This window comes from Microcoleus sp. T3_D1, assembly GCF_036700405.1.
GTDB lineage: Bacteria > Cyanobacteriota > Cyanobacteriia > Cyanobacteriales > Microcoleaceae > Microcoleus.
Genome location: NZ_JAUBOV010000089.1, coordinates 12,296 through 29,156, shown reverse-complemented (window position 1 = coordinate 29,156; position 16,861 = coordinate 12,296). Strand labels below are relative to the sequence as shown.

The 16,861-nt window shown below is 45.5% G+C and carries 12 protein-coding genes; 4 read left to right on the top strand and 8 right to left on the bottom strand.

The window, feature by feature from the left end:
• From QT992_RS28320 to QT992_RS28310, 3 genes are all read right to left on the bottom strand, one after another.
• The coding region (locus tag QT992_RS28320) for a two-partner secretion domain-containing protein (RefSeq protein ID WP_333378292.1) at nucleotides 1-1,829 on the bottom strand (1,829 nt) is incomplete at its 3' end.
• Between the two features lie 1,507 nt (nucleotides 1,830-3,336).
• On the bottom strand, nucleotides 3,337-5,106 hold the full coding sequence (locus tag QT992_RS28315) for a DUF3352 domain-containing protein (protein WP_333340868.1): 1,770 nt from the start codon (nucleotides 5,104-5,106) through the stop codon (nucleotides 3,337-3,339).
• A gap of 467 nt (nucleotides 5,107-5,573) precedes the next feature.
• A complete protein-coding gene (locus QT992_RS28310) occupies nucleotides 5,574-6,665 on the bottom strand; it encodes a hypothetical protein (RefSeq protein ID WP_333320583.1) in 1,092 nt (363 codons plus the stop codon).
• Between the two features lie 262 nt (nucleotides 6,666-6,927).
• On the opposite strand from QT992_RS28310, the gene QT992_RS28305 reads away from it, so the two are divergent.
• Nucleotides 6,928-8,166: an LL-diaminopimelate aminotransferase gene (locus tag QT992_RS28305; protein ID WP_333320585.1), complete on the top strand. Its 1,239-nt coding sequence runs from the start codon at nucleotides 6,928-6,930 to the stop codon at nucleotides 8,164-8,166.
• A gap of 248 nt (nucleotides 8,167-8,414) precedes the next feature.
• On the opposite strand, the gene QT992_RS28300 is transcribed toward QT992_RS28305, so the two are convergent.
• The 4 genes from QT992_RS28300 to QT992_RS28285 all read right to left on the bottom strand — a co-directional run bounded on the left by QT992_RS28300 (nucleotide 8,415) and on the right by QT992_RS28285 (nucleotide 11,293).
• Entirely contained in the window at nucleotides 8,415-9,878 is a 1,464-nt protein-coding gene (locus tag QT992_RS28300; RefSeq protein ID WP_333320587.1) for a class I SAM-dependent methyltransferase, read from the bottom strand.
• The gene (locus QT992_RS28295; RefSeq protein ID WP_333042058.1) at nucleotides 9,875-10,600 is read right to left on the bottom strand and encodes a restriction endonuclease; all 726 of its coding nucleotides are present in this window, start codon (nucleotides 10,598-10,600) and stop codon (nucleotides 9,875-9,877) included. Before QT992_RS28295 ends, QT992_RS28300 begins: the two co-directional genes overlap by 4 nt.
• Before the next feature lie 10 nt (nucleotides 10,601-10,610).
• A complete protein-coding gene (locus QT992_RS28290; protein WP_333288361.1) occupies nucleotides 10,611-10,853 on the bottom strand; it encodes a helix-turn-helix transcriptional regulator in 243 nt (80 codons plus the stop codon).
• A gap of 257 nt (nucleotides 10,854-11,110) precedes the next feature.
• Nucleotides 11,111-11,293: a hypothetical protein gene (locus QT992_RS28285; RefSeq protein ID WP_333378289.1), complete on the bottom strand. Its 183-nt coding sequence runs from the start codon at nucleotides 11,291-11,293 to the stop codon at nucleotides 11,111-11,113.
• Nucleotides 11,294-11,655: 362 nt separating this feature from the next.
• Between QT992_RS28285 and QT992_RS28280 the strand changes: the two genes are divergently transcribed.
• The gene (locus QT992_RS28280) at nucleotides 11,656-12,318 is read left to right on the top strand and encodes a Uma2 family endonuclease (protein ID WP_333340863.1); all 663 of its coding nucleotides are present in this window, start codon (nucleotides 11,656-11,658) and stop codon (nucleotides 12,316-12,318) included.
• A 44-nt stretch (nucleotides 12,319-12,362) separates the two neighbouring features.
• On the opposite strand, the gene cofH is transcribed toward QT992_RS28280, so the two are convergent.
• On the bottom strand, nucleotides 12,363-13,523 hold the full coding sequence (gene cofH / locus QT992_RS28275; protein ID WP_333320593.1) for a 7,8-didemethyl-8-hydroxy-5-deazariboflavin synthase subunit CofH: 1,161 nt from the start codon (nucleotides 13,521-13,523) through the stop codon (nucleotides 12,363-12,365).
• 125 nt (nucleotides 13,524-13,648) lie between these two features.
• On the opposite strand from cofH, the gene QT992_RS28270 reads away from it, so the two are divergent.
• Nucleotides 13,649-14,866, top strand: a complete 1,218-nt coding sequence (locus tag QT992_RS28270; protein ID WP_333320594.1) for a glycosyltransferase — start codon at nucleotides 13,649-13,651, stop codon at nucleotides 14,864-14,866.
• A gap of 123 nt (nucleotides 14,867-14,989) precedes the next feature.
• Nucleotides 14,990-16,774 carry a glycosyltransferase family 39 protein gene (locus QT992_RS28265; protein WP_333378286.1) on the top strand — a complete coding sequence of 595 codons (1,785 nt, stop codon included), beginning with the start codon at nucleotides 14,990-14,992 and terminating at the stop codon, nucleotides 16,772-16,774.
• Nucleotides 16,775-16,861: the final 87 nt, after the last annotated feature.

Here is a 16,861-nt window from a genome sequence, read left to right as displayed (position 1 = left end):
GCTGGTGTCGGTGCTGGTGTCGGTGCTGGTGTCGGTGCTGGTGTCGGTGCTGGTGTCGGTGCTGGTGTCGGTGCTGGTGTCGGTGCTGGTGTCGGTGCTGGTGTCGGTGCTGGTGTCGGTGCTGGTGTCGGTGCTGGTGTCGGTGCTGGCGATACTGAAGAAGCCGTAATGTTAATTTGCGTCGGCTGTACTATCTGAGGGGTGGGGCTGAAATAACTTCCCTGTGTAATAACATTTTCCTTCTTTGGACCTCCAGTGGCAATGCTGCCAGCAGTACCGTTGAGTTTGTTATAGTCGGCCCCGACGCTGAAAGGAGTGTTCGAGGCTTCGCCACCGTGGCGAAGGGTGATATCTCCACCATTAGCGCTACCAGTAGTGGATGCGGAAATGCTGCAAGGTTGGGACAAGCAGTTGTTATCGTTGGTGAAAGTGCCTGTAGCTCGGAAATTACCGCCGGCTGTAATGTCAATCTCTCCTCCGCCTGTTCGGCCTTCGGTGTTGATATGGGTTACTTCTATGTCGTTGCGCGCGTTGAGGGTGACTTCGCCGCCTTGTTTTTCTTCGGAGTTGGCGTCTATGAATCCTGTTTGAATGCTGCTTGAGGGTGCTGCAATACTAACGTCTCCGGCGTTGCTGGTTTTGTCGCTCGACTCTGCGTTGATATTGCCTGTTTCTACTTTTCCTGTACGGCTGGTGACGCTGATGTTGCCGCCTGCGGTGGTGTCGGAGTGGGAGTCGAGATCCGCAGTGCTAATGTCGCCACTAGCTTCTAGGGCGATCGGGCCGCCTTGGGAACTTGTCAGGTTTCCGCTGACTGCAATGGTGTTGGCTGCTTGAATTTCGATCGCCCGAGCGTTTGCATCTTTTAGTGCAACGTCCCCCGCAGCTACTGCTCGGTTAGACGCCGTGAGTACCACTTCACCGCTGGCATTGACACTGAGGCCTGTAGCGTTTGTTTTACCGATGCCTGTGAGCAGTTCGGGCAAGGTTGCGATCGAGAATGTCGAAGCTGTGCTGGATCTTTCAGTGGTGCTCGTCGCTGAGGGCGGCTCGATTTCCAAACTCAGCAAATTGCCTCGCTGGCGGATCTGCACTAAATTTGTCCCCAAAACTGATGCTACGGTAATTTGACCGCCTGGGGCCGAAACGCTGCCGGTGCTGACAACGGTGCCGCCGAGCAAGGTTAAGTTCTGCCCTGACTTGACTGCTAAGTCTGCCGTGCTGATAATTGCCCCTGCTCGATCGGCCCCAAAAGCAAAGGAATTGGGCGCGCCTGTCAGAGATGTGTAGGTGCTAGTACCGACAGCGTTAAACGAGTTTGAACCAAATCCAATAGCGGTGGCGGTGGTTGCTGTGAAAGAAGCCGGCACGTTTAAGCTGGCACTGTTGCCAAATATGATGCCGGATGGATTCATCAGAAACAAGTTAGAATTGCCGCCGGTTACTTGAATTAAGCCGTTAATAATCGACGGGTTGCCGCCGCCTATGCCCGCTAAAATGTTGCGAATGTTGGGGTTTGATATAAAGTTGGCAATCTGATTTTCCGACAAGCCGAATTCTTTAAAGCTGTGGAAAAGATTTTGTCGATCGCTCGATAATTGTCCGCCTTCAATATCGAAGCGAGTTGGCTGCCCAGAAGTTCCGTTTTGGGCTGCGGGAGTGACGGTAGTGCCCGTTGCGTTCGCCGCTGGAACAATTGTTTGACCTTCTGCTTTGGCTTGGACAAAGTAAAGATTTATTAAGACTATTTGCAGAGCAAGTGTCAGTTTGCTTATTCTTGCTTTTGAGAGGATTTTAGACGTTTTTTGAATATTTTTGACGGTTTTCATAGTTTTTTAAGGGGTAAAATATATAAATCACAGAAATTAGGTAAAGAAACCAACTTTGTAGAAAAAACTTGGTTGACGGCTGTGTCGCTAAATATTTGCACATCTGTGCTGTGTCTGGTCAATTTCGTAGAAGATTGGAAATTTACCCCTCCTTTTCAGAGGTGGTATTTGTGAGCTATTCTGTCAGTCTTATTGCTAAGTAAGGTTTGCCTGGTAAATGTTCGCGTTCCCTTGTTAGGAAAGCGACACGCTTGGCTATAAACCTGTTTACTCGTTCGTTAATCGCCTTCGACAGTGCATAATGCTGGCGTTTACATCACGGTGTCATGACCAGATGAACGCAGTCAGTTAAGACGCTTGACTGCACGTTCCGATGTTGTACAGGTGCTGACTAGGAATGCCAAGATCTGCATAGGTTTTTCGGAACGGTTGAAGACGCTATATTTATGAAGCAACCGGGTTTCTGACTGCAAGTGCATTCAGGAGTCAATGGGTAGAATTTGCCTTTGCCTTGGCAATTTTATCAGCGTATCTTTTCCACAATCTAAATATAACTCGAAATGCCTAGGCTCTGTATCTTCCCCATGACATATTAATAAAACATAACAAAAACGGCCTTTCTAGAGGCTCTCCGACGCCTATAAACCCGTTTTTTTAACTATTATTCATAGTCTGAAGGAAGTATAGGGGTTCAAAAACTAGGTTTCTGCGTCCAATACTGACCCGGAAACATCCCCAAATATTTTATAGAAAACCAAAAATACTCGACACTTGCCGAAACTTAAAATTAGGGAAAGAAGAAATGAGAAGGAGTCAAGGGATTTTAGATTTTAGATTTTAGATTTTAGATTTAAGCATTGACCCCACGGATAAATACGTTCGGCAAGTTTCATCGGATACAGGTTTTTTATTTCTGGGTCTTGAGTCTGCTTTCGGAATGAATCCGGGGGCTTGTATGGTGGGTGCTTTCGGTCAGAAGACAGAATTCTGAATTCAGAATACCCATGCCTGAAGTGAGGGTTAACGGTCACGGAAAGAATTTTTTGTGATCCACGATTAAAATCGGGGGCTTTAAACCTCGATTCTCCATCCTGTCGCACAGAATCTCTTCTGGATTCTGGCTGTTTAATTCTGAATTATTCTTCAGTAATATCATGTCCGATCGATCGCCCATAATACAATTGCCGGGGCGGGTTTGTGAGATTGTCCCTTTTTGGCAAATATTATTGGTGAACCCGCCCCTACAGGAATCAGGGTAATCGACCGGACATGATATAAGTCAAATTGTTAGGGTGTTCAAAAACCCGGTTTATTTAAATAAAAAACCGGGTTTTTTGGTTTTTTTGTGTGAGGTTTTGTGAAGGAAAACTACTTAAATCCGGCTCAATTTCCCTCTTATAATCAACTCCACTATTGCCGATTGCGATCGCCTGCTTTTGGGTTTTAATCGATCGCCCTGTTGGTGTTTAAGGGGATGTGCAGGCGGATTTGTGGCAGGATTTAAGAGTTAATTGGGTGAAGTTGGGACAGTGGGCGAGGGACTGGGTGAAGCAGGGCGCGGTGAAGCAGGGCGCGGTGAAGTAAGATTCCCTGAAGGATTTGCAGAAGGAGTGGATTGGGTGGATTTTTTGAGACCGACAAAAGCGTCATAACGGGTGGTACGATCGCCAATGACGGCCGCTGTAACGCCGATCGACCGCGTGGCGTCAATCCACATTTTTTGGCTGGGAGGAAACTCCGGCAAAGCTAGGTTTTTCGGGTTAAATGCCGTCTCGGTGTCGATGAAGAAATTGCCGTTGTGGGGTTGAAGTTGCGATCGGACTGTTTTCTGGAACAGTTCGCTGCTTAAAAGCGGACTTTTCGGTGCCGGAACGATCGCATCAACCACGGGAGCTCCTACTGTCATAAACGCTACATCGTTCATCCAGCCGCGAGTTACCGTAATCCCTCCAAACGGCGATGTCCATTTTGTCGCAGGTTTGCCGCCGACTTGAATTTCCTCAACTCTAAACCCTTTAGTTTTCATCGTTTCATCAAGCTGTTTCAGGGATTTGTTGGCTGCGCCCCGGTTGTTTGTTTCCACCATAAATACAAATCCGGCAGCAAATTTGTCTCTGGGATTCTGGGCGGGCGCTGGTATTAATGATAGAGAAAATTCTCCCGCCATCCAGTTCATCAAGTCTTTATCTAAATCCATGCCGATAGTGGATTTTAAACCTGTGCGTAAAACTTGGGGATTAATCGGGGAAATCGGGTTGGCCTCGGCCCCCAATACGTAGTCTTGCCACAAACGCTGCAAGTTGCCACCGGATACCATCATTATTGTATTGCTGGGCAGGCGGTTAACCATTTTTAGAGCATTGTTTTCTACTGCTATCCTTCTGGTAGAATCTGGTTTTAGCCAAGAGACAGATTTGAAGGCAATTCCTTCTACATCCAGCGTCGCTGTGGTGGCAAATCCCTGATTTTGTTGCAGTTTTTCGAGGCTTTCTGGCGAAATTTCGCGGGATGAGTTGGCGGCGGCATAGGCGGCGGCAACGGGCATATTGACGTAGATTTGACCGAAGGCGCCCGGACTTTTTATTTTTTCTATGGCGTCTGCATAGCCAGGGGTTTTGGCTAGGGAAGGTTCGCCTTTGTAGGTGTCGATTATTCTGTCTGTAGCGCTAGGATCTGTGGTGACTGCTAGATACCTTGTGCCGAGTACCGCAACTGAGAAATTGCGATCGGGTACGCCTTGAGTTTCTGTGACTTGCACGCCTTTATAATTACGCTCAACTATTTTTCCTTGGCTGAGGGCTTTTGGTTTTGCTAATAATTCTTTGGCTTTGATCGGGTTGGCAATTGGCAGGATAATTGCCACTGACTGTTGAATTGGCGGAGATGGGGGCGTGTTGGGTGCCGGCGAGGGGGCTGGTATAGCTATTTTGTTGCGGAGAAAGGCTACCATTGCTGTGTTACCCACCCAGGGTTGAATGTCTTGCTGGTAGGCGTAGCCGTTGCTGGTGAGGAGGCGATCGCGCATTTCGCTTAAAAACCTCTCAAACGAAGCTTTTGACTCCGGCGTGCCAAATTCTCGCAGTTTATTCCACTGCGATTCATCGGTGGTGATGGATAGGGCCATCATCGTATCTTGCGGGACAACGGTTGCCCCCGCCGGCAAATCTTTGGCGGGCCCACGGGAAATGACGAGGTAGTAGGTGACAAAGCCTAAACCGATCAGAAGTGTGGCGGCTCCGATCGTAAACAGCAGGGAAGATTTATCTTTCTTAAACATTATTCGTAAGGTTCGGGTGCTCGCAACATGATAGATTATTTTCTTGGCTCATGTAACAGATACATTAGCAGATACATTTAACCGGGCCAATCTCGGAAACTCGAATTTACCCCTCCGAACACAACCTGAAAAACAGTTTTTTATTTAATCAGACAGTAGGTTAATATCGATTCCGCTTGCACCGCAATGATGGTTGACTGTTGACTGTTGACTGTGAGCCGAAAAACTGAAAATTGTGCTTATATTTGGTGGCAGATTGAAGGAGACTTTACCAGAACGATGCTACCGGATTTGATATATAGCAATCCTTGCAGGAGTCGTAAATTTTTTACCCCACCCCAACCCTCCCCGAACCCGCTCTCAGGGAGTAAGAAATTCACAAATGATGCGAGGATTGCTATAAGTCAGTGGAACGAAACCCAACACAAAAAATGTAGCAAGACTTTGGTAAAATAGTATTAACTGAATCAGTTTCTGGCCTTAAAGTCTTTAAAGATCGTTTGAAACGAGTACATCAGCCGGTGCACATCGTTTGTGGCTCTAGGAAAAATGTTGTGTTCCCATTTTTTGCGAGCGGTAGTTAGCAGTTTTGCTACGGGTTGGGAGTAACTGTTAGAAATGAAATAGCTGCCGCCTTCGTAGCGAATGTCTGACGCTAAGCCGATAAAAGCACCAGCCATTTCTAGTTTAAGTTCTGAGGTGCTGTGCTGAGAGTTTACTGCTAAAATTACCTGCGAGTGCCGGGGTTCGCGGTTGAGCAAGCGGCAGATATTTGCTTCTTTTTGGTACAAAATTAAAACGTTGCAGTTGTGCAGAACTCCGGCTCTACCTTGGACTTTTACTCCTAGGTGAACTTCCAGGGCTGGTTTGTCGGGAAATTCCACAACAGCATGAGTATAGGGATGTGCACTTCCGTGGATTTTTCCCGCCGTTTTTCTAAATGTTAAATATTTCGGTGTTTCGTCGTCTAAAACATTGTTGTAATAAATAGTACCGCCTTCATTAGCAACTGCTTTTAGCAGAATAGTGAAGAGGTAAGTGTCAAAAATTCTGGCTTGTTCTGCCGCTGTGTTAAAATCGGGATCGATCGAGCTTTTTAATTTGCTTTTTATTTCGGAATTGATGGCGTAGTTGCTCGGCCCGGAAGGCAGTTTTTCCAGCAAGTGCTTGAGGGCGATCGCCTGTTTGTGACGGGGGGCTGTGACGCTGGAGGTAAACTCAATTGTTTTGGCAGTTTCGCCACTTGAATTGGCAAAGGTAATTTTTGTGCCGAGGGGAGAGGTTTCTGATTCTACTTTCAAGAAATAAGCAATTTCGTCTTCCATTTCGGAAGTGTTCACAGTCGCTTGCTCGACAGCATTAATTAACAGCAAAAGTTGTTCTTTTGCGGTATAATCTTCTATCTTGAGCAGAGGTGTTTTTCTTTTGAGCGATCGCTCTTCAATTACTTTGCCTATCTCTACAGTATCGGCTACTTGTTGAACTACCCAACCCAAATTAAACTCATCCAGAATTGCCGCCAGTTCTTGATAGAGTTTGGCGTACTCGATCTCGTCCATAATTGTTTCTGCGCTGCACACTATTCTGATTATACAAGGTAGTTTGATTTTTTGGTCAATGGCCCGTCAGCAACTGCGAATATTGCCTGTAATGGCTGAGTATAGGAGTGTTTGACTCTCCGAGTGGGGAAAATCTTCCTCTTCCGTGAACCTCTTCCGTCACATCGGTTAAATCCTTTACAGCATCGGTTGCCGAACTTCCTGCTTCTGGAGAGAGACAATTGGGAGTAAGCTATTCTACGACATTTGTAGCGATCGAACTATGGCAACTATCAACGACAACTACCTCAAACTCAAAGCTGGCTACCTGTTTCCCGAAATTGGGCGCAGGGTGAAAGCCTATGCAGAGGCGAATCCCCAAGCGCCCATCATCCGGCTGGGGATTGGCGACGTGACTGAACCGCTACCGGCTGCTTGTCGGGAGGCGATGGTGAAGGCGGTGGAAGACATGGGTTCGCGGGATACCTTTAAAGGATACGGCCCGGAACAAGGTTATGAGTGGCTGCGGGAGAAAATTGCCGAGCACGATTTTAAGTCGCGGGGATGCGATGTTGATGCTTCGGAAATCTTTATTTCTGATGGTTCTAAGTGCGATTGTGGCAATATTCTCGATATCTTTGGCAACAATAACACGATCGCAGTTACCGATCCAGTTTATCCGGTGTATGTAGACACTAACGTGATGGCTGGACACACGGGAGATGCCAACGAAAATGGCGAATACGGCGGCTTAGTTTACCTGCCAATTACAGCGGAAAACAATTTTACTGCCCAAATTCCCACTGACAAAAAAGTCGATTTAATTTACCTGTGTTTTCCGAACAATCCGACGGGGGCAACTGCAACTAAGGAACACTTGCAAGCTTGGGTAAATTATGCTAAAGCTAACGGTTCGATTATTTTCTTCGATGCGGCTTACGAAGCGTATATTACCGATCCGAGTTTACCGCATTCTATCTACGAAATTGAAGGGGCGCGGGATTGTGCGATCGAATTTCGTTCTTTTTCCAAAAATGCTGGTTTCACGGGTACTCGCTGTGCGCTAACAGTTGTACCGAAGACTCTGACTGGAAAAGCCGCAGATGGTTCCGATGTCGAAATTTGGAAGCTGTGGAACCGCCGCCAATCTACTAAGTTTAACGGTGTTTCTTACATCGTGCAGCGCGGTGCTGAGGCGGTTTATTCGGAGGCGGGCAAGGCACAAATTCAGGCATTAGTCAATTTTTACATGGAAAATGCTGCGATTATTCGCGAGAAATTGACAGCGGCGGGAATCGAGGTTTTTGGTGGCGAAAATGCGCCTTATGTGTGGGTGAAAACGCCTCACGGTTTGTCGAGTTGGGATTTCTTTCAGAAGTTGCTGGAAACTTGCAATGTTGTGGGAACTCCGGGTTCTGGTTTTGGTGCGGCGGGTGAGGGTTATTTCCGCATTTCGGCGTTTAATAGTCGGGAGAATGTGGAAGAAGCGATGAGACGAATTGTGGAGAAGTTTAAGATGTAAAAGGGCGAGAGATAAGTCTTTTTGGGGCCGGGTTCTTCGGCCCACCCCACAAGAAAATTGATCTCTTCTGGAACAGGCATCTTGCCTGTTCATGCAAATGCTGAAAAATGTGAGTTATAATCAGCTTACTGCCGAATTTTCAGGCAGCCACTCCACAAATTCCTCGAAGTTTACGAGCTTGGGTAAAGTTAGAGTTATAGGTTTTCAGAATTACTGATAATATAAATTATATCTCTATCCATCGGCGTTTATCTGCGTGCATCTGCGGTTACAAACTCCCAATCTGCCAGTAGTGCCAGATTCAGACAATTTAAAATACTGGATTTAATCGGGCGCTTTTCATCCCAAAATACGATCGCTGAATAAAAGTTAATCGCCGCCGGTGAATTCAAAAGCTCAAAAGTTTGACGCGCAACTCCCTCGTCGTCAAAGCCGAGAAAGTAAACAGTATCATCAAAAACCACAGGTTTATCAGCTATTTCACCGATCAACCTAAAATCCAGTTTTTTATAAAGCCCGCAAATCGCAATTTTCCAAATTTTGAAGGTATAATCGCCAACTCCAAAAATCGAAAATCGAGGGTTGTTTTGATAAATTTTGCTTTTTCGATTATCTAAATATTGCCCGCAATCCTCCAGATAGCGCCCGGTTTTAGGAGCTATTTTTTTGATATTTTCAGTTGACTCCCCGATAAATTTTTGAGTAATGAGCATATATCGATCGGTAGCATTAATTCGATTTTGAGCAACACCAGAGCCTTTGATTAGCGGAAACAGATAAGTGTCCTCAATATCGACAACTTCTCCGAATGTATTTACAAAATAATTGTCTATTTTGCGAAACTCCATCACGTTAGAACAGTCGTGCTTTACACCAGATCGCCATTTTGTCCCTGAATTCACAGCATATAAATTACTCAATTTACTGAAAGAATTTATATCCTTAACCAAGAGATTGTTGTGATATCCAATTCGGTGACAGTCTGAAGTTTCTAAACTGCTAAATACATCGCAGAAGTAGTTTCGCGAATGAGCATCAAATTTGCAGACTAACAAACAAGCATCAACATTGGCATCAAAATATTTTTTAGCATCTATTTTGTAAGTTGCACAGTCAGCGAGATTGAGTTTTTGAGAGTGGAGGTAATTCAATAACTTTCTAGCAGTCGAAGTCTTGCAAAGCATCGCTAGATCGGCATCGCGCTTTTGCAGCCATTGCACCGCCTGAATCAGCATCCATTCTGAGATATCGAAGTTACTCTTACCTGTGAGAGCATCTAAGCCACTGTGATTTTGAAAATTGTTTTTTTTAGGTAAATTTTCGCTCCCAATAGTTCCTTGTTGCGAGTTGGTCACCCACGGAAAGTTGCCGAGTACAAGCAGTCGAGTGCTACATCGATCGACTAATGATTTCCAATCAAAATCAAAGAAATCTCCGTGCCAAATATCGCATCTCTCATTCTGAAATAATTGCTTATTTAGTCTGACTTCTTTTAAGTAATTTTGATTTATTTCAACCCCGATAATTTTGGCGGCGGATGGAAACGAACGTGCAGCAGCTTGAATAAAATTACCGATACCGCACGTCGGCTCAATTATGATGCCAGGATTGACATTAAGTTCTACTAATTTTCGACATACCATCTCGGCTAATGCCGGCGGTGTCTGAAAATCGCCGTATTCTAGTTTGGTTTTGCGATTGTTAGAACTCATTGGTTAGATTTATAAACTGCGATAACACCTTCCTGTTGTCCGGCACGCTCAATGACCCTTCCATACTGAAGTCGCCATTGCAACGCATTAGAAATGGTCAAAAAACCTTGCAAGGGTGGGTTTCTCAGTATTTCGTCTGCAATGTTACCTGCTTCAATTTCGTCAACAGGTAGATTTTTGTCAAACATGAAAGCAAGCAAATCATCTTTATTGCCTTCGTTATCTAAAATATAGCGAATTCCACGGGTCATTTGAAAATCTGCTGTTCTTTCGGCACTAACGTAAATTGTATGCAAAATATTCAGCGTTGCAGTTCGGATGGTACTGTTGTCTGTCTTTTCGTAAACAAAGATAATCAGTGAATATCCCAGCCCAAAAATCTTTTGCCTTGCAGATTTGAAAGGACATGACGACTGCGGTTGCCTAACACTTGTTACCTTCACGTCAACCAATATCCCTGGGAAATCGATGCCGCTTGCTGAATTGCCATCTATAAATTCATATTGCTGCTTGAGATAGAGTCTGAACTTTTGCTCCAAATATGTTCCAACAGCCTTTCCGTCTGTGATTCCGTAAAGCAGAGGTTCCGGGTGTTGAGACTCGGCTGCTGAAAATATTGCCGCCTCAGAACAAAGAATTTCTACGGTCAGAGTTGTCATTTTGATGAACCACCACATTTTTAATTGGCTGAGAAGGTAAACAGTATCATTATTATTTGCCACTCTTAATATTCTATCGATCGCCCTCGCTGGGAAAACCAAATTGGTCTGGTAATTCAGCAGAGGTAATTTGCAGAATCTCTAGCAACTTCTTGTATTGAACAGGCGTTAGCTTCGGTACAGATCGCCCCGATTCCCAGTTGCTTACCGTCGCTTCCGTAACGCCAAGTGCTTCTGCTAGCTGCTTTTGAGTCATAAACCGCTGAACTCTCAGTCGCATTAGGGGCGATCGATCGGCTCTTTCTGAGGTTTCCATAGGCTATTTGTTAAGTTATATTAATTTATTTGAGTTTTGCCTAAAATGATTGATATCTACCCTAAATTGATTTAAATTTAATCTAATAGAGATTAGACAGCACCAGCTAAGCCACTTGTGCAGTAGGGGAATTGCTGTCTTTTTTTTAACTTGTTATTGTACGCGGTTTTACCGTTACAAAGCATCAAACTTATCCAAAATTATTGGTCAAAGCTATGTTGCAAGATTCATCATCGAACCAAACATCGCCCAATGTTTTAACGAACCAAACCTGTGAGGCCGATCGCGAAGCAGTCCGTCACGTCATCATCGGTTCGCCGCTGGGGGTACGGATCGCGAATTAAATAATTTACACAAGTTTGTGGGGAGTAGGGGTTGGGCCAGAAAGCCCGCCCTTTCTGGACGGGCGGGACGCCCATCCCACAAGAACCATCACGCATTGTAAGTTATTTAATTCTCATTCCTAGGCCGAACTATCCACCAACTGCACGCATTGCGCTACGAGGAAGCTGTTCGTTGGACTCATCCGTTAGCGCAGCCCTCGAAGAGGATCGCCATTCCCGACAATCGCATCATTATTACACCCGAACAGGGAGAAATCATGAGTCTGTTAGTCAAATTAATCCGGTTACAATGAAGTCTAAATGTGCGATCGATCTTTCTAGAATTGAGTCAAAAGTGCGATCGCGAATCTCTTCTCGTTGCCCGTGCTAAACTCAACAGATATATCCAAAAACTCTTGTGGGGTAGGCATCCTGCCTGCCCTTGGCACAAACTTAACAACTAGCTCGCAATTCAGCTTATGATTGTTATCACCCCCGTCCTCAAACCTGTTAGCCAGATCGAGCTTTCTCCCGGTAGTGTCGTAACTATTCCCAATATAACTTGGCTGGAATTTGAGTCGATTTTGGAGGAATTAGGAGAAAAGCGCTCGGCACGAGTTGCTTACAGCAAACAAACTTTAGAAATTATGGTTCCTTTACCAGAACACGAAATTCCCAGAGATTTAATCTCTGATATTGTCAAAATTTTACTCAAGTCGGCGGGCCGAAGATACCAACCCTTCGGTTCTACTACTTTCAAACGGGAAGGTGCAGCAGGAGTGGAACCTGATGCTTGCTTTTATCTTCTAAATTATCAACGGATGATTGGCCGCCGCCGACTTTTACCGGACGATCCGCCGCCGGATTTAGCAATTGAGACGGATGTAACTTCTAAAACTACGATCGATGCCTATAAAATTATTGGAGTTCCAGAAGTATGGGTTTATGACAGCGGCAGACTTCGCATTTATTTGCTGCAAGATGGAGAGTATGTAGAATCGGATATTAGTCCGAATTTTCCAGAAATCGCGATCGCCCAACTGATTCCTGCTACAGTGGAACGTGCTTGGCAGGTTGGAAATTTGCAAGCGCTAGAAGAATTTGAAAGTGCGATCCTCTCCGAGGGCTTCGCTAACGGCTAAACTCGTAGGAGACGTTACGCACTTCGCACTTTGCATCCAAAAAATCACACACTTACTGCAAAATTGTCAACCCCTAAAGGTCGATAAATTGTATCTCTTTGCTGATAACTCCGCCCCAAAGAACTAATCGCATTTTGCAAATCTTCGACAGATTGACAACTGCCGCCAACCGCACCGGCCATTGTAGTAATGTGCTCTTCCATCAATGTACCGCCGATGTCGTTGCAGCCCCATTTCAGCGCTTCTGTAGCTCCATCTAAACCTAATTTTACCCAACTCGGCTGGTGATTGGAAATTAAATTGCCTAAGAAGATTCTCGATACAGCGGTGAGTAACAAAGTATCTGCTAAAATTGGTTGGTCGCGGCCGACTCGACTCCGCAAAGGAGCCGGTGCTTGCTGTCCGACAAATGGTAGTAAAATAAATTCTGTGATGCGTGCCCCATAGTTTTGGTCGATCGCAGTTTGTTGGAGCGATCGCACTTTTTCTAAATGCAAAACCTGCTGTTCGGCTGTCTCAATATGCCCGCAAAGCATCGTACTCGTTGTCGGCAAACCCAGACTGTGAGCAGTTCCCACAATTTCCAGCCAAGTTGCCGAATTTAGTTTTTCCGGGCAAATCACCCGTCGCACAGAATCGTCGAGAACTTCCGCCGCGGTTCCCGGCATCGAACCAACTCCCGCATCCTGCAAAGCCGAAATTACATAGCTGAAACTAAGATTATCTTCTCTGGCAATAAATTCTATTTCTTGCGGCGAAAAAGCGTGCAAGTGCAACTGAGGAAACTTATCCTTAATAGTTTTCACCAATTGCACATAATAAGGCAAAGATGCGCCGTTCAGCTTAGCTTGAAGATTTAAGCCCCCCTGCATACAAATTTCCGTTGCACCCCGCTGCACTGCATCAGTTGCCTTTTCCTGAATTTGAGCTGCATCTAGCCAAAAAGCGCCCTCATCTCCCTCGTCGCGGCGGAATGCACAGAAACTGCAATGCTGCTCGCAAATGTTAGTAAAATTAATATTCCGATTGATAACGTAGGTGACTGTATCCCCTGATTGTCGGCGGCGGAGCAAGTCAGCGGTTGTTTGAATAGAAACTCGCGCGTCTGGCTCTGTTTGCTGCAAAAGTACCAATGCCTCTGCAGAAGAAATGTTATAACCTTGTAAAGCTCGATCGAGAATTGCATCCACAGTTTTCTTTTTCACTCAACTACATAATTACTGACTAGAATAAAGGCATTTTTATATTTTAACCAATCAATTATGGAGGAACGATATTCTAAAATCTCAAGTCTTACAAAACCATCCTTTATTTTCTGGGAAGTGAAATTATGGGCATAAACCAAGCAAATCATCTCTTGCCAGTACCGTCTGGGCCTTTGCAAATTCCTGCTGTACAGACTTTCAATTCAACTTTTACAGACGCAGGCACACCGCCCATTTATTTTTCCCTGGTCATTCCCACCTACAACGAGTGCAAGAATGTCAAGAGTATTGTGGAAAAATTGAGCCACTTGCTCGATGGCAGTATTCCCGGCAACTACGAATTAATTGTAGTCGATGACAACAGCCCCGATCGCACATGGGAAGTTGCCCTGTCCCTGACACCGGAATATCCGCAATTGCGGGTGATGCGCCGGGAAGACGAGCGGGGACTTTCCACAGCGGTAATTCGCGGGTGGCAGGTCGCTCGGGGCGAGGTTTTGGGCGTCATCGATGCCGACTTGCAGCATCCCCCGGAGACGCTATTGCAGCTTTTAGCCGAAATTCAGCGGGGAGCCGATTTGGCCGCAGCGAGCCGCCACGTCGCCGAGGGTGGCGTGAGCGACTGGAGCGTTGTCAGGCGATTTTTATCGCGGGGCGCTCAAACCGTGGGGTTGGTGATCCTACCGGGAGTGGTGGGCCGAGTTTCCGATCCGATGAGCGGCTATTTTATGGTGCGTCGCAGTTGCATAGCGGGCAAAACCATGAATCCTGCTGGTTACAAAATTTTGATTGAAGTGCTCGGCAGGGGCGACATCCGCTGGATTGGAGAAGTTGGTTACGTGTTTCAGGAGCGGCAAGAAGGGGAGAGCAAAGTTACCTGGAAACAGTATATTGAGTATTTGCGGCATTTGCTGAGGTTGCGGTTTGCCCGCTGGCCGATGGGCAAGTTTCTGCGGTTTGGCCTTGTGGGTTTCAGCGGCGTATTTGTGAATATGGGGGTTTTGTACGTGCTGCGGGATATCCTCAATTGGGAGCTAACTCGCAGTCTGATCGTTGCTGCTGAATTTGCAATTATCAGTAACTTTTTGTGGAATGATTTGTGGACTTTTGGGGATATTTCTAAGCGGCAGCCAGGAAAGCGCCAGCGATTGAAACGGCTGTTGAAATTTAATACCATTTGCTTGATGGGTTTGATTTTGAATGTGCTGCTGGTTAATGTGCTGTTTAATGTTTTTGGGATGAATGAATATTTGGCTAACTTAATTGCGATCGCGGCTGTGACTCTGTGGAATTTCTGGATTAATATGAAGTTGAGTTGGCGGGTGACGGAAGTAGATAGGTAATGGGTAATGGGTAATGGGTAATTGGTAATTGGTAATTAGTAATGGATCATTGATAAAATGACTGATGACTAATGACTAATGACTAATGACTCTTCTTCCCTATGCCTTTGAATGACTGAATTAATGATTAAGAACAAACAACTGTTGTTGCTATTGCTGTGGACGGCGATCGCCTTTATCTTGCGATTTGCCAATTTAAACTCTAAACCGCTGTGGACAGACGAGTTTTCGACTCTAGTTTTTAGCTTGGGCAACAGTTTTCGAGGGGTGCATCTCGATCGCGCGATCGATCTTTCTACATTATTACAACCGCTGCAATTTCGCCCCGGTGCTGGGATTGCCGATGTCCTCAACCATTTGCTGCTAGAAAGCAACCATCCACCAGTGTATTTTATGCTCGCCCACTGGTGGATGCGACTGTTTGGGCCCACCGAGGATAGTTTAGTTTGGATTGGGCGAGCTCTTCCTGCTTTATTGGGCGTGATGTCAGTTCCGGGTATCTACTTTTTGGGCAAATTTGCTTTTAATTCTCGTTTAGTAGGTCAATGTGCGGCCGCGATGATGGCAGTTTCTCCCTACGGCATTTATCTCGCTCAAGAAGCTCGCCATTACACTTTAGGAATCTTATTAGTTATTGCCTCTCTTTTTTGCCTCGTATTAGCTGCAAAAAAGCTGCAACAGCGCGCTCCCCTGCCTATTTGGGCGGTGCTGCTGTGGGTTGTTGTTAATTGTTTAGGGATTGCGGTTCACTACTTTTTTGCACTAACTTTGTGTGCGGAATTAATAGCATTAATTGCGGTAAGCTGGCAGCAGTTTAAGGGAAAGTTGCCAATTGACAACAGCCAGCGGCCTAATATTTGGCAATTTCAAATCCTGTGGCGATTTTTCGCAGTAGCGATGGGCACTTTAGCCGGCGGTTTAGTTTGGCTGCCGGTATTTTTGTCGAATAAATACGGCAGCGAACTAACTAATTGGATTGTCAGCGGCGATCGCACATTTTTAAGTTGGGTTAATCCGATTTTTCAAGCTTTAGCTGGATGGATCACTGTCATGTCTCTGCTGCCCGTGGAATCGCCAAATTTGGCAGTAGTAGTTGCATCGGCGATCGCAATGACAATATTTTTTATATTGGTGCTTCCCATCCTGTTTAGCGCTTTTAAAAATTCGTTAACAAGGCCCGATACTCGTTTAGGTACTGTTATTTTCGGCGGATTTGTGCTAGGAGCAATTTTCCTATTTTTCAGCTTTGCATATATTCTAGGGATTGACCTAACTCGCGGCGCACGATACAATTTCGTCTACTTTCCGGGGGTGATATTGCTTTTAGGAGCAACCTTGGCGGTTATTTTTAACATACCTACAGCAAAAAGTCAATGGTTTAATTTTCGGGCGATCGAAGTTCCGGGCAAAAAAGCAGTGGTGCTAATTTTAGCAATGGGTTTTTTTAGCGGTGTGACAGTAAATTCCAATCTCGGCTATCGCAAATATTACAAACCAGACCTTTTAATTCCGGTTATCCGCGAATTATCGAAAGTTCCCGTGTTAATTGCGACTACTCAAAAGACTCATGTAGAAATAGGAGAGTTGATGGGGATAGGGTGGGAATGGGAAAGAAGTTCGGCAACGGATTTTGTAGCGGATGTAACTGATGTAACGGATGTTAGGAAGAAAGAAGAAGTTAAAGCCTTTGATTCTCCGCTGTTTCTTTTGGCTAATCAGAGAAGGGATGCGCCGGAAATAGCGGCAGGGACACTTGACAAAACACTCAGTCAATTAGAACGCCCGCTAGATTTGTGGCTGGTTAATTTTCGCGCACCTGTCAATCTAGAAGCACAAAAATGTCAGGTTGAATCAGGCGATTTGCCTGCGGTGCATGGGTATGAATATCAAGTTTATCATTGTTCCTGATTTGGCGATCGCCCGCAACGACAGTCCGATCGACTAGAAAGAGCGATCGGGAAATTTATAACTCAATAAACTGACATTGCTAAAGCT

Bases quoted from the DNA above. Each gene is read 5' to 3' on its own strand.
- QT992_RS28290 (WP_333288361.1), bottom strand. From the start codon at position 10,853: ATGGAAACCTCAGAAAGAGCCGATCGATCGCCCCTAATGCGACTGAGA.
- QT992_RS28305 (WP_333320585.1), top strand. From the start codon at position 6,928: ATGGCAACTATCAACGACAACTACCTCAAACTCAAAGCTGGCTACCTG.
- QT992_RS28315 (WP_333340868.1), bottom strand. From the start codon at position 5,106: ATGTTTAAGAAAGATAAATCTTCCCTGCTGTTTACGATCGGAGCCGCC.
- QT992_RS28270 (WP_333320594.1), top strand. From the start codon at position 13,649: ATGGGCATAAACCAAGCAAATCATCTCTTGCCAGTACCGTCTGGGCCT.
- QT992_RS28280 (WP_333340863.1), top strand. From the start codon at position 11,656: ATGATTGTTATCACCCCCGTCCTCAAACCTGTTAGCCAGATCGAGCTT.
- QT992_RS28265 (WP_333378286.1), top strand. From the start codon at position 14,990: ATGATTAAGAACAAACAACTGTTGTTGCTATTGCTGTGGACGGCGATC.
- QT992_RS28285 (WP_333378289.1), bottom strand. From the start codon at position 11,293: ATGCGTGATGGTTCTTGTGGGATGGGCGTCCCGCCCGTCCAGAAAGGG.
- QT992_RS28300 (WP_333320587.1), bottom strand. From the start codon at position 9,878: ATGAGTTCTAACAATCGCAAAACCAAACTAGAATACGGCGATTTTCAG.
- QT992_RS28310 (WP_333320583.1), bottom strand. From the start codon at position 6,665: ATGGACGAGATCGAGTACGCCAAACTCTATCAAGAACTGGCGGCAATT.